The organism is Pseudomonas sp. NPDC089918, assembly GCF_050280605.1.
Lineage (GTDB): Bacteria > Pseudomonadota > Gammaproteobacteria > Pseudomonadales > Pseudomonadaceae > Aquipseudomonas.
The window spans coordinates 1-13,331 of the sequence record NZ_JBNNVP010000001.1 but is presented as its reverse complement, the minus strand read 5'-3'; the positions used below and the strand labels follow the sequence as shown (position 1 = coordinate 13,331).

Annotated in this window: 12 protein-coding genes and 1 pseudogene; 3 read left to right on the top strand and 10 right to left on the bottom strand. The window is 60.0% G+C overall.

Annotated elements, in window-relative coordinates; all coding sequences use genetic code 11:
- Together ACQKPC_RS00065 and ACQKPC_RS00060 are read left to right on the top strand one after the other, a co-directional pair.
- Positions 1 to 273: a DUF2160 domain-containing protein gene (locus ACQKPC_RS00065; protein ID WP_032830117.1), complete on the top strand. Its 273-nt coding sequence runs from the start codon at positions 1 to 3 to the stop codon at positions 271 to 273.
- Between the two features lie 48 nt (positions 274 to 321).
- A complete protein-coding gene (locus ACQKPC_RS00060; protein ID WP_123496647.1) occupies positions 322 to 2,064 on the top strand; it encodes an extracellular solute-binding protein in 1,743 nt (580 codons plus the stop codon).
- A gap of 198 nt (positions 2,065 to 2,262) precedes the next feature.
- On the opposite strand, the gene ACQKPC_RS00055 is transcribed toward ACQKPC_RS00060, so the two are convergent.
- The 10 genes from ACQKPC_RS00055 to nuoG form a co-directional block, all read right to left on the bottom strand.
- Entirely contained in the window at positions 2,263 to 2,577 is a 315-nt protein-coding gene (locus ACQKPC_RS00055; protein WP_217857158.1) for a helix-turn-helix domain-containing protein, read from the bottom strand.
- Positions 2,567 to 2,917 carry a toxin gene (locus ACQKPC_RS00050; protein WP_427622875.1) on the bottom strand — a complete coding sequence of 117 codons (351 nt, stop codon included), beginning with the start codon at positions 2,915 to 2,917 and terminating at the stop codon, positions 2,567 to 2,569. Before ACQKPC_RS00050 ends, ACQKPC_RS00055 begins: the two co-directional genes overlap by 11 nt.
- Before the next feature lie 317 nt (positions 2,918 to 3,234).
- Positions 3,235 to 4,698 (bottom strand): NADH-quinone oxidoreductase subunit NuoN, encoded by a 1,464-nt coding sequence (nuoN, locus tag ACQKPC_RS00045; RefSeq protein ID WP_007905081.1) that lies wholly within the window; start codon positions 4,696 to 4,698, stop codon positions 3,235 to 3,237.
- 7 nt (positions 4,699 to 4,705) lie between these two features.
- The gene (gene nuoM, locus ACQKPC_RS00040) at positions 4,706 to 6,238 is read right to left on the bottom strand and encodes an NADH-quinone oxidoreductase subunit M (protein WP_007905080.1); all 1,533 of its coding nucleotides are present in this window, start codon (positions 6,236 to 6,238) and stop codon (positions 4,706 to 4,708) included.
- Positions 6,239 to 6,277: 39 nt separating this feature from the next.
- Positions 6,278 to 8,131 carry an NADH-quinone oxidoreductase subunit L gene (gene nuoL, locus ACQKPC_RS00035; RefSeq protein WP_007905078.1) on the bottom strand — a complete coding sequence of 618 codons (1,854 nt, stop codon included), beginning with the start codon at positions 8,129 to 8,131 and terminating at the stop codon, positions 6,278 to 6,280.
- Positions 8,128 to 8,436 carry an NADH-quinone oxidoreductase subunit NuoK gene (nuoK, locus tag ACQKPC_RS00030; RefSeq protein ID WP_007905077.1) on the bottom strand — a complete coding sequence of 103 codons (309 nt, stop codon included), beginning with the start codon at positions 8,434 to 8,436 and terminating at the stop codon, positions 8,128 to 8,130. The genes nuoL and nuoK overlap by 4 nt, the downstream gene beginning before the upstream one ends.
- A gap of 2 nt (positions 8,437 to 8,438) precedes the next feature.
- Complete coding sequence (gene nuoJ, locus ACQKPC_RS00025) at positions 8,439 to 8,942, bottom strand: NADH-quinone oxidoreductase subunit J (RefSeq protein ID WP_007905076.1); 504 nt, start codon at positions 8,940 to 8,942, stop codon at positions 8,439 to 8,441.
- A 9-nt stretch (positions 8,943 to 8,951) separates the two neighbouring features.
- Positions 8,952 to 9,497: an NADH-quinone oxidoreductase subunit NuoI gene (nuoI, locus tag ACQKPC_RS00020; RefSeq protein ID WP_008014903.1), complete on the bottom strand. Its 546-nt coding sequence runs from the start codon at positions 9,495 to 9,497 to the stop codon at positions 8,952 to 8,954.
- Between the two features lie 12 nt (positions 9,498 to 9,509).
- Entirely contained in the window at positions 9,510 to 10,517 is a 1,008-nt protein-coding gene (gene nuoH / locus ACQKPC_RS00015; protein WP_008014900.1) for an NADH-quinone oxidoreductase subunit NuoH, read from the bottom strand.
- On the bottom strand, positions 10,514 to 13,228 hold the full coding sequence (gene nuoG, locus ACQKPC_RS00010) for an NADH-quinone oxidoreductase subunit NuoG (RefSeq protein WP_427622689.1): 2,715 nt from the start codon (positions 13,226 to 13,228) through the stop codon (positions 10,514 to 10,516). Before nuoG ends, nuoH begins: the two co-directional genes overlap by 4 nt.
- Before the next feature lie 24 nt (positions 13,229 to 13,252).
- Between nuoG and ACQKPC_RS00005 the strand changes: the two are divergent.
- Positions 13,253 to 13,331: pseudogene (locus ACQKPC_RS00005) on the top strand (hypothetical protein); the annotation flags it as partial.

The following is a 13,331-nucleotide window of genomic DNA, read 5'->3' as shown; positions in this document are numbered from 1 at the left end:
ATGGAATGGATGAGTTGGACTGGCCCCACGGCGGCGTTCTTCAGCGTCATTGCCTTGATCCTGACGGGCATGACGACCTGGGAATTGCGTTCGCCGAGCATCCCTCGACGTGGTTTTTTGCCGATTGCCACTACCCGTGGCGATCGGCTGTTTATCGGTCTTCTCGGCAGCGCCTACCTGCATTTGCTGGTAATCGGCGTCACCGACTGGAGCATCTGGGTAGCGTTCGCGTTGTCCCTGGTGTGGCTGTTGGCTGTGATGCGTTGGGGCTAGTCGAAATCGATCGGCATGCATGTCCCGAAACCTAAACAGGAGGTCTCTATGTTCGACAAAAACAATAAGCTGCGACATAGCGTTTCATTGGCAGCCATGCTGGCACTCAGCGGGTTGAGCGCTGCGGCCTGGGCCGATGCCTATGAAGACGCTGCCAAGAAATGGATTGGCAGCGAGTTCAAACCGTCCACCCTGACCGAAGCCCAGCAACTCGAAGAGCTGAAGTGGTTCATCAAGGCGTCCGAGCCGTTTCGCGGGATGAGCATCAAGGTGGTTTCGGAAACCATCGCGACCCACGAATATGAATCCAAAACGCTGGCGAAGGCCTTTACCGAGATCACCGGGATCAAGCTGACCCACGACTTGCTGCAAGAAGGCGACGTGGTGGAAAAACTGCAGACCCAGATGCAATCGGACAAGAACATCTATGACGGTTGGGTCAATGACTCGGACCTGATCGGTACGCACTTTCGCTACGGCAAGACCGAATCGATTACCGACCTGATGGCCAACGAAGGCAAGGCCTACACCTCGCCAACGCTGGACATCAAAGACTTCATCGGTATCTCGTTCACCACCGCGCCGGACGGCAAAGTCTATCAACTGCCCGACCAGCAGTTCGCCAACCTCTACTGGTTTCGCGCCGACTGGTTCGAGCGGGCGGATCTGAAAGCGAAATTCAAAGAAAAATACGGTTATGAACTGGGCGTACCGGTGAACTGGTCGGCCTATGAAGACATCGCCAAATTCTTCAGCGAAGACGTCAAGGAAATCGACGGCAAACGCGTCTACGGCCACATGGACTACGGCAAGAAAGACCCATCCCTCGGCTGGCGCTTCACCGATGCCTGGTTCTCCATGGCGGGTGCTGGCGATAAAGGCATACCCAACGGTTTGCCGGTGGACGAGTGGGGTATCCGCGTCGAGGATTGTCATCCGGTCGGCTCCAGCGTGACCCGCGGCGGCGACACCAACGGCCCGGCGGCGGTGTATGCGACCACCAAGTACGTAGACTGGATGAAAAAATACGCGCCACCGGAAGCGGCGGGCATGACCTTCTCCGAGTCTGGGCCGGTGCCGTCCCAGGGCAACATCGCCCAGCAGATCTTCTGGTACACCGCGTTTACCGCCGACATGACCAAACCGGGCCTGCCGGTGATGAACGCCGACGGCACGCCGAAATGGCGCATGGCACCCTCGCCAAAAGGTCCGTACTGGGAGGAGGGCATGAAGCTCGGTTATCAGGACGCCGGTTCCTGGACCTTCCTCAAGTCCACGCCTGAAAAGCAAAAACTCGCGGCCTGGCTGTACGCGCAGTTCGTGACGTCGAAAACCGTATCGTTGAAGAAAACCATTGTCGGTCTGACCCCGATCCGCGAATCGGATATCAACTCGCAAGCCATGACCGACCTGGCGCCGAAACTCGGTGGCCTGGTGGAGTTCTATCGCAGCCCGGCCCGCGTGCAATGGACCCCGACCGGGACCAACGTGCCGGACTATCCGCGTTTGGCGCAACTGTGGTGGAGCCACATCGCCGAAGCCGCCAGTGGCGAGAAAACGCCGCAACAGGCACTGGACGGTCTGGCCAAGGATCAGGACGCGATCATGACCCGTCTGGAACGTTCCAAGGTACAACCGACCTGCGGGCCGAAAATGAATCCGGAGCGGGATGCGCAGTACTGGTTCGATCAACCGGGTGCGCCGAAAGCGAAACTGGCGAACGAGAAGCCTAAAGGCGAAACCGTGAGCTATGCCGAACTGCTGAAATCGTGGGAGGCGGCGCGTAAGTAAGCGTCTGTAATGTGAAAGGCGAACGGCACCGTAAGGTGCCGTTTTTGTTTGTGCCTGTTCCACCGCCATCGCGGGCAAGCCCGCTCCCACAGTGGATAGGGAATGGTCATAAAATCTGCTACTAGCGCGAAACCTGTGGGAGCGGCGGTGCGGCGACCCGACTTGCCCGCGATGGCGTCATCGGACACAACAGTGGATTCAGGTCAGCGCCGCCAGTTGTTGAACCGTCTCCGGAAAGCGCTCAACCAGCCGGATCAGTGTTGTCGCCTGAGCATTAGGTTTCGCCCGCCCTTGCTCCCAGTTCTCCAGCGTCCGGGTGTTGGTGCGCAAGTACATCGCGAATACCGAACGGGAAAGGTTGAGCTGTTGGCGTATGGCTACCACTTCTTCGGCAGTGATTGGCACCAGTTTTGGCAGTTTGACCTTGTGGGTTCGCAGCGTGACCTTGCCTTGGCGCTCGTCGGCCAAGGCTTCAAGGCCTTCCATCAGTTCGGCAAAAATGTCACGTTTCATAGTGGGATCTCGTGTTGATTTCGCTATCTAGAGTTTGTCTGAAAAGTTTCTTCTGGGAAGGCGACAAGTCGTCTTGCTCGTTTTTGCCATATATGGTGAACAGCCAGAATTGATCAAAACCCGACCACCAGTAATAAATCACCCTTAGTCCACTGCGCTTGCCTTTACCTCGTCGCTGGTCGGAGAAACGGACCTTTCGCAACCCGCCCATACCTTCCACCAGGTCGCCAGTTTCCGGGTTTTTCAGCAGCTCCAGTTGAAAGCTGCGAAACAGTTCGTCGTCCAGGTAGTCATTTCGATGCTTTTGAAATGCGGGTAATTCGATAAAAAGAGCGTCCATGTTCTGTACGTTACCTGCGTATATTTCTATCACAAGAATCGAATAGGTCAAGGCTTCTGTGCCTGCCAATTCGGTCAAGTCATTACGTTAAAGTCGCAGGCAGGATCGGGATGTAGGACGCGGCTGATTCATCCGCGAGGCGATTCTGGATATCGGGGAGGAGAGGGGATTCAACATCAAAAGATCGCAGCCTTCGGCAGCTCCTACACGCTTGTAGGCGCCGCCGAAGGCTGCGATCTTTTGATGTTGAATCCCCAAACGCAAAAACGGCACCCGAAGGTGCCGTTTCTGTTTTCTACCGAGTATCGCTTACGCGATCAACCTGCCAACCCCGATTGCTGAACCAGGTTCAGCAGCGGCTGTGGATACAGGCCGAGGAAGAACGCCAGTACAGCAATCGCCAGCAGCATCACGCCGCCTGCACGTTGTTCCCAGTGCAGTTGCGCGTCGTGGCGACGCAGGTTCGGTTCCATCAGGTACAAGGTGACCATCACACGCAGGTAGTAGAAGACGCCGATGGCGCTGCCCAATACCAGGGAGCCGACCAGCCACCATTGGTGCGATTCGACACCGGTAGCGATGATGTAGAACTTGCCGATGAAGCCCGCGGTCAGCGGGATACCGGCCAGGGACAGCATCATCACGGTCAGGACGGCGGTCAGGTACGGACGGCGCCAGAACAGGCCGCGGTATTCGTACAGGGCATCCGCGTCACGGCCGTTGTACGGCGAGGACATCAGGGTGATCACACCGAATGCGCCGAGGCTGGTGATCACGTAGGTGACCAGGTACACGCCGATGGCTTCCACGGCCAGGCCTTTGCTCGCCACCAGGGCGATCAGCAGGTAGCCGAAGTGGGCGATGGACGAGTAACCCAGCAGACGTTTGAGGTTGCTTTGGGTCAGTGCCAGCAGGTTACCGAACAGGATCGATGCGATGGCGATGATGGTCAGTACGTCGCTCAGCACACCGCTGCTCGCCGCTGGCGAGATCTGGAACAGACGCACCATCACCGCGAACACAGCGACTTTTGACGCGGTGGCCAGGAACGCTGCCACCGGTGCCGGAGCACCTTCGTAAACGTCCGGGGTCCAGAGGTGGAACGGTACCAGCGACAACTTGAACGCCAGGCCGATCAGCATCATGCCCAGGCCCAATTGAGCCAGAGAGCTTGGCAGACCGGTGGCCGCCAGGGCCTGACCGATGCCGTTGAAGCTCAGGCTGCCAGCGTCGGCGTAGAGCAGGGCCATGCCGAACAACAGGAACGCGGAACCGGCGGCCGACAGCACCATGTACTTGATACCGGCTTCCAGCGAACGCTTGTTGAAGAAGGCATACGCCACCAGACCGTAGACCGGTACCGAGAGCAGTTCCAGACCGACGAACAACCCGGCCAGGTGCTGCGCGCTGACCAGCACCAGGCCACCGGCGGCGGACATCAGGATCAGCAGGTAAAGTTCTTCACGGTTGCCCGGGTAGCCCGAACCGCCATCGCCCAGGTAGGCGTGGGCGAGGGTTACACAGGCGAGGGTGGCGACCAGGATCAGCGCCATGTACAGGCAGGCGAAGGTGTCGATCTGCAGCAATGGCGTCACGGCCAATGGCGCGACTTTCAGGGCTGGCAGGATTGATAGCAACGCCAGGTTCAGGCCTGCCACCGACAGCAGGAAGGTCTGTGAGTGGTTGCGGCGCCATGCGATAGCCAGCATCACCACGATGATCGTGGCGCTGGTGATCAACAACGGCGCAAGCGCGATAAAGTGTTGAGTCGTGAATTCCATAGCGCTCTTACCGGGCCGAAGCGAGTTGAGTGAAGGCGGTGCCGAGCCACTGCTGCACGCCATGCATCGTCGCGGCAGAGGTATCGAGGAACGGTTGCGGGTACACGCCGATGTAGATCAGCAGCGCCGCAAGCCCAACCACCATGATCAGTTCGCGACCGTCCATGCCATGCAGCACAGCGTCCGATTTCGACGGGCCGAAGAAGGCACGGTGGACCATGATCAGCGAGTAGACCGAACCGAACACCAGGCCGGACGTCGCAATCACAGTGATCCATGGGGCGCTGGCGAAGGTGCCGATCAGGATCAGGAACTCACCGACAAAGTTACCGGTCGCCGGCAAGCCCAGGGACGCGGCGGCGAAGAACAGGCTGAGAGCCGGCAGGTAGGCAATCTTCGACCACAGGCCACCCATCTCACGCATATCGCGGGTGTGGGTACGCTCGTACAGCTGACCGGAGAGGATAAAGAGTGCCGCGGCCGACAGACCGTGCGCCAGCATCTGCATCACTGCGCCCTGCAGCGCCAGTTGGCTGCCGGAGTAGATGCCGATCAACACGAAGCCCATGTGGGAAACGGACGAGAAGGCGATCAGACGCTTGATGTCGGTTTGTGCGAAAGCCAGGAACGCACCGTAGAAGATCCCGATCAGACCCAGGGTCATCGCGAACGGCGCGAACTCGGCCGAGGCGTTCGGGAACAGCGGCAGGGCGAAACGCAGCAGGCCATAGGCCGCAGTCTTCAACAAGATACCGGCCAGGTCCACGGAACCCGCGGTCGGTGCCTGGGCGTGAGCGTCAGGCAACCAGGAGTGGAACGGTACGACTGGCAGCTTGACCGCGAAGGCGATGAAGAAACCGAGCATCAGGATGTACTCGGTGGTCGTCGACATCTTGGTTTTCAACAGATCGGCGTAGTTGAAGGTAATCACGCCAGTGTCGTTGAAGTTGACCAGTACCAGCCCCAGGATCGCCACCAACATGATCAGGCCGGAAGCCTGAGTGAAGATGAAGAACTTGGTTGCCGCGTAGATCCGGGTTTTCTTGCCGTCCGAAGAACTGTGACCCCAGAGCGCGATGAGGAAGTACATCGGCACCAGCATCATTTCCCAGAAGAAGAAGAACATGAACAGGTCGAGGGCGAGGAACACGCCAACGACACCGCCCAGGATCCACATCAGGTTCAGGTGGAAGAAGCCCACATGACGCTGGATCTCTTTCCACGAGCAGAGTACCGAGAGGACACCCAGCAGGCCGGTCAGCAGGATCATCAACAGCGACAGGCCGTCGAGGGCCAGGTGCACGTTGATGCCGAAGCGCTGGATCCAGACGTGCTTGAACTCAATCGCCCAGGTCGGATCGGCGCCAGGCGCCGGTGCAAATGAATAGTCACCGTTGGCCCACAGCCAGAGGCCAAGGGAGAGCAACAGGGACATGGTGATCAGCGCAATCCAGCGGGGGAGGGTGGCGCCGAAGCGCTCACCCATCCAGCACAGCAGGCCGCCGATGAAGGGGATCAGGATTAGCCAGGGCAGAATCATGACGGGCTCGTTTCCTTTCGCAAGTTCGCAAGGTTCATATCAGACCGCTACCAGCACGACGGCGCCGATTACCAGCACGGCACCAGCAGCCATCGAGGCGGCATACCAACGCAATTGACCGGTCTCGGTGCGGCTCAGGGCGGTGTGACCGCCTTTGGCCATACGCGGGATCAGACCGATGGTCTGGTCGAGCGGGTCTTTGCGCAGAATGTGGCTGATCGCAAGGTAAGGCTTGACGAACAGTTTGTCGTAGATCCAGTCGAAGCCCCAGGCAGCGAACCACCAGGCCGAAAGGAAGCGGCCGACGCCGCTGTTGGCGATGGCGGTGACGAAGCGGCGCTTGCCGAGGAACAGCAGCGCGGCCAGCAGGATACCGGCCAGGGCGATGGCACCCGAGGCGATTTCCAGACTGTGCTTGGCTTCGCCGCCGGCATGGCCGACGCTTTGTGGCAGTACACCGTGCAGCGGCGGAACGATCATTGCGCCGACGAACGTCGACAGTACGATCAGCACCGACAGTGGCAGCCAGTGAGCAATGCCGTGACCGGCATGCGCTTCGGTCTTCGCTTCACCGTGGAACGCGATGAAGATCAGGCGGAAGGTGTACAGCGAGGTCATGAAGGCACCGACCAGACCGGCATAAAGCAGACCCTGGTTACCGCTGGCGAACGCTTCCCAAAGGATTTCATCCTTGGAGTAGAAGCCCGCAGTCACCAGAGGCAAGGCCGCCAGGGCCGCGCCGCCGACGATGAAGCTGGCGTAGGCCAGTGGCAGTTTCTTCCACAGACCGCCCATCTTGAAGATGTTCTGCTCGTGGTGGCAGGCAACGATTACCGAACCGGACGCAAGGAACAGCAGCGCCTTGAAGAAGGCGTGGGTCATCAGGTGGAAGATCGCGCCGTCCCACGCACCTACGCCGAGTGCCAGGAACATGTAGCCGATCTGGCTCATGGTCGAGTAGGCGAGGATACGTTTGATGTCGGTCTGCACCAGTGCGGCAAAACCTGCCAGCACCAGCGTCACACCACCCACGACACCCACCAGGTGCAGGATATCCGGCGCCAGGGCGAACAGACCGTGGGTACGGGCAATCAGGTAGACACCGGCGGTCACCATGGTCGCGGCGTGGATCAGTGCCGAAACCGGGGTAGGGCCGGCCATCGCATCCGCCAGCCAGGTTTGCAGTGGCAGTTGCGCGGATTTACCGACAGCGCCGCCCAGCAGCATCAGGGTCGCCAGAACGATCCAGAAGTCGCCGGCCTTGAAGTGCTCAGGCGCCTTGACCAGCAGTTCCTGGATGTTCAGCGTGCCCAACTGTTGGAACAGGATGAACAGGCCGATGGCCATGAACACATCGCCGACGCGGGTCACGATGAAGGCTTTGAGTGCCGCGTTACCGTTGTTGCGGTTGCTGTAGTAGAAACCGATCAACAGGTACGAGCACAGGCCCACGCCTTCCCAGCCGAAGTACACGAACAACAGGTTATCGGCCAGGACCAGGAACAGCATGCTGGCGATAAACAGGTTGGTGTAGGCGAAGAAGCGCGAGTAACCGGCTTCACCGCGCATGTACCAGGATGCGAACAGGTGGATCAGGAAGCCGACGCCGACCACCACACCCAGCATGGTCAGGGACAGACCATCCAGGTACAGGGCGAAGTTAGGCGTGAAGCCTTCCACCGCCATCCACTGCCACAACACCTGGGTGTAGTGACCGCCTTCAGGTGGCGCAACGTTGAACTGCCAGATTATGTAAGCAGTGACGATTGCCGAAAGGCCAATGGAGCCGACGCCGATCAGCGCCGAAAGGTTTTCCGAGAGGCGTCCACGGGAGAACGCCAGCAGCAGGAAACCAATGAGAGGGAATACGAAAGTCAGATAGAGAAGGTTCATCCGCGCATCTCGCTGGCAGCGTCAATATCGAGAGTGTGGAAGCGGCGATACAGCTGCAACAGAATCGCGAGGCCAATACTGGCCTCGGCGGCTGCCAGGCTGATCACCAGGATGAACATGATCTGTCCATCCGGTTGACCCCAGCGGCTACCGGCAACGATGAACGCCAAAGCGGAGGCATTCATCATGACCTCCAGGCTCATCAGCACGAAGAGAATGTTGCGCCGGACCATCAGGCCGACCAGACCGAGGCAGAACAGGATGCCGGCGACCGCCAGACCATGCTCCAAAGGGATAGCAGGCATCGTCATTGCTCCTTGGCTTCGTTGCGGCCCAAGTGGAACGCCGTGACGGCTGCGGCGAGCAGCAGCATCGAGGCGAGTTCGACCACCAGCAGATACGGACCGAACAGGCTGATGCCCACGGCCTTGGCGTCTACGGTGGTGTGGCCGATGGCCTGCCCGCTGGCATCGCTGAACAGCACATACAACAGTTCAACCAGCAGCAGGGTGCCGAGGGCGACGGGGCCCAGCCAGATACCGGGCTTGAGCCAGACGCGCTCTTGCTGAACCGAGGCCGGGCCCAGGTTCAGCATCATCACCACGAACACGAACAGCACCATGATGGCGCCAGCGTAGGCGATCACTTCCAGTACACCGGCAAACGGTGCGCCGAGGGCGAAGAACGTCATGGCCACGGCGATCAGCGAAATGATCAGGTAGAGCAGGGCGTGCACGGGGTTGGTGTTGGTGATCACGCGAAGCGTGGACACAACAGCGATACCCGATGCGAAATAGAAAGCGAATTCCATCTTTCTTCCTTAAGGCAGCAAGCTCTTCACGTTGATCGGCTGGGCTTCATTCTGCGCGGCGCCTTTGGGCTTACCGGCAATCGCCATACCTGCAACACGATAGAAGTTGTAATCAGGGTTTTTGCCGGGGCCGGAGATCAGCAGATCTTCTTTCTCGTACACCAGGTCCTGACGTTTGAACTCGGCCATCTCGAAATCCGGTGTCAGCTGGATCGCGGTGGTCGGGCAGGCTTCCTCGCAGAGGCCGCAGAAAATGCAGCGCGAGAAGTTGATGCGGAAGAAGTCCGGGTACCAGCGACCGTCTTCGGTTTCAGCTTTCTGCAGCGAGATGCAACCGACCGGGCACGCCACGGCGCACAGGTTACAGGCTACACAACGCTCTTCACCGTCAGGGTCGCGGGTCAGGACGATACGGCCACGGAAGCGCGGCGGCAGGTACACGGCTTCTTCCGGGTACTGCAGCGTGTCGCGCTTGCGGAAGGCGTGGCCGAAGATCATCACCAGGCTGCGAAGCTGGGTGAAGAAGCCATGCACGATGTCAAAAATGTACTTCATGATTCTCTATCCTCACTGAGCCGCGACGGCGGGCGTGTTGAGCAACACGACCGCAGCGGTCACCAGCATGTTGACGAGGGTCAGCGGCAGGCAGAACTTCCAGCTGAAATCCATCACTTGGTCATACCGTGGACGCGGAATCGAGGCGCGCAACAGGATGAAGAACATGATGAAGAACGCGGTTTTCAGTGCAAACCAGATGAACGGGATCTGCGGCAGAATGCCGAACGGACCGTGCCAGCCACCGAAGAACAACGTCACCAGCAGCGCCGAAATCAGCACGATGCCGATGTACTCACCGACGAAGAACATGCCCCATTTCATGCCGGCGTATTCAATGTGGTAACCGTCGGCCAGTTCCTGTTCCGCTTCCGGCTGGTCGAACGGGTGACGGTGAGTCACGGCGACGCCAGCGATGAAGAAGGTCAGGAAACCGAAGATCTGCGGAATGACGAACCACAGGTTCTGCGCCTGGTATTCAACGATGTCGCGCATGTTGAACGAGCCAACCTGGATCACGATGCCCATCAGCGACAGGCCCATGAACACTTCGTACGACACGGTTTGCGCCGAGGCCCGCAAGCTGCCCAACAGGGCGAACTTGTTGTTACTCGACCAACCGGCGAACAGCACCGCGTAGACCGACAGACCGGCCATGGCGAAGAAGAACAGGATGCCGATGTTGATGTCCGCCACACCCCAGGTCGGGGTGATCGGGATGATCGCGAAGGCAATCAGCAAGGCGCTCATGGCCACGACCGGCGCCAAGGTGAAGATCACTTTGTCGGCGAACGGCGGGGTCCAGTCTTCCTTGAAGAACATCTTGATCATGTCGGCGGCGATCTGGAACGCGCCGAACGGGCCGACGCGGTTCGGACCGTAACGGTCCTGCCAGAGGGCGAGCAGACGACGCTCGACCCAGCTCAGCAGCGCGCCGCACACCACCACGGCGAGCAGAATCACGATGGCCTTGAGGACCGCGATGATTACGTCGATCACTTCAGGAGTGAACCAGGTCATAGCGCTGCCTCCTGCAGACCGTCAACGGATTTGCCGAAGATCGCTGGCGGAATGCCGGCAATACCGGCCGGCAATGCGACCAGACCGGCACCCAGCTCTTCGTTGATACGCAGCGGCAGACGCAGGGTCTGGCCGGCCACGTTCAGGCTCAGCAGGGCACCGTCATTGACACCCAGACGATCGGCTTCGGACTTGGCCAGCGACACGTAAGCGGCTGGAATGCGTTCTTGAACCGGCGCGGCTTTGGAAGAGTTCTCTTCGCTGCCGAACAGGTGGAAGAACGGCACGACCTGCCAGGTGCCCGGAGCCGGGTTGAACGCGCGCGGAACACTGGCGAACCAGTTCAGCGAATCACCGGTGCTTTCGATCAGGCGAGTGCCCGGGTCGCCAGCGCGGATGTGACCACCGACTTCGTCCTGGAACTTGTTCCAGGCTTGCGGCGAGTTCCAGCCCGGAGACCAGGCGAATGGTACTTGCTGACGCGGTTCGACCGAGCCCGAGTAACCTTCCATGGAGAACGAGAACGCGGTGTCGTTGTCCTGGGAAGTACGCGGTTCGTGCACGCTGATATCGGCGCGCATGGCGGTCCGGCCGCTGTAACGCAGCGGTTCGCGAGCCAGTTTCAGGCCTTTGATGCGGAACGCGGCGGACGGTGCGGCATCGACGATGCGCGCCAGTTGCGGTTTGCTCGCAGCAACGGCAGCGGTGACGTGGTCCAGTTGGGTCCAGTCGATTGGCTGGTTCAGCAGGGTCGAACGCAGGGCATGCAGCCAGCGCCAGCCTTCGTGAACCAGAATGCTTGCGTCGAGGTAAGTCGGGTCGAAGACCTGGAAGAAACGCTGGGCGCGGCCTTCCTGGCTGACCAGCGTACCGTCGCCTTCAGCGAAGCTGGCAGCTGGCAGCACCAGGTGCGCGCGATCGCTGGTGGCGGTCTTCTGATGGTCCGCCACGATTACCACTTTCGCGGCGTTCAGGGCAGCATCGACACGGGCTTTGTCGGTACGGGTGTACAGATCGTTTTCCAGCACGACGATGGCGTCCGCCTTGCCGTCGATCACCGCTTGCAGGGCTGCGTCGACCGAGTCACCACCGAGCATGGCCAGGCCGAGGCTGTTGGCCTCTGGCACGATCAGGCTGATGGAGCCGTTCTTCTCGCGCAGCTTCAGGGCCTTGGCGATGTTCGCCGCGGCTTCGATCAGCGCCTTGGAACCCAGTGAGGTACCGGCAATGATCAACGGACGCTTGGCAGCGAGCAGGGCGCTGGCGATGCGCTGAGCCAATTCGAGGGCTTCAGCGTCCAGGCCTTCAACGGCCGGCGCGCTGGCATCGAGGGCGTGAGCCACGGCGAAACCGATGCGGGCCAGGTCGTCGGGAGCTGCGTGAACGCATTCTTCAGCCACGTCGTCGAGTTTGGTTTCAGCCAGGCTGGCGATGAACAGCGGGTTCAGCGCGTTCTGACCGATGTTCTTCACCGCGGCATCGAGCCACGGCTGAACACGCATGGCGTCGGCCATGTCTTCGGCCTTGCCCTTGACCGATTGACGCAGGGCCAGGGCCATGCGCGCAGCAGTCTGGGTCAGGTCTTCGCCGAGGACGAAAATCGCATCGTGATCTTCGATGTCGCGCATGTTCGGGATCGGCAGCGGGCTGTCTTTGAGCACCTGCACAACCAGACGAATGCGCTCAAGTTCAGCGGCTTCGATACCGGAGTAGAAGTGCTCGGCACCGACCAGTTCCAGCAACGCGTAGTTGCTTTCGAGGCTGGCGCGCGGCGAACCGATACCGACGATGTTGCGACCGCGCAGCAGGTCAGCGGCTTTATCCAGTGCTTCGTCGAGGCTCAGCTTGGCGCCGTTGGCCAGCAGTGGCTGACGCGGGCGGTCTTCGCGGTTGACGTAGCCATAGCCGAAACGGCCACGGTCGCACAGGAAGTACTGGTTCACCGAACCGTTGAAACGGTTTTCGATGCGACGCAGTTCGCCGTAACGCTCGCCCGGGGAAATGTTGCAACCGCTGGAGCAGCCATGGCAGATGCTCGGCGAGAACTGCATGTCCCACTTACGGTTGTAGCGCTCGGAGTGAGTCTTGTCGGTGAACACACCAGTCGGGCAGACCTCGGTGAGGTTGCCGGAGAACTCGCTTTCGAGGGTGCCGTCTTCAACGCGACCGAAGTACACGTTGTCGTGGGCGCCGAATACGCCGAGGTCGGTGCCGCCAGCGTAGTCTTTATAGAAGCGCACGCAGCGATAGCAGGCGATGCAGCGGTTCATTTCGTGGGAAATGAACGGGCCCAGTTGCTGGTTCTGGTGAGTGCGCTTGGTGAAGCGATAACGGCGCTCGTTGTGGCCGGTCATCACCGTCATGTCTTGCAGGTGGCAGTGACCGCCTTCCTCACAGACCGGGCAGTCGTGAGGGTGGTTGGTCATCAACCATTCAACGACGCTCGCGCGAAACACTTTCGCTTCTTCGTCGTCGATGGAGATCCAGCTGCCGTCGGTGGCGGGGGTCATGCAGGACATGACGATCCGACCACGCTTGTCGTTCTCGTCGGTGTACTGCTTGACCGCGCACTGGCGGCAAGCGCCAACGCTGCCAAGGGCTGGGTGCCAGCAGAAATAAGGGATATCGAGGCCTAGCGACAGACACGCCTGTAACAGGTTGTCTGCCCCATCGACTTCGAGCTCTTTGCCGTCTACGTGGATAGTGGCCATGGTTCAAAGTTCTTCGTTGGCCCGGTGACCATTTCCCACGGTGGCTACGCCAAGACCCAGCCATTGGCTGCGTACCAGGCTCAGCGTCGTGGCGGTAAAGGCA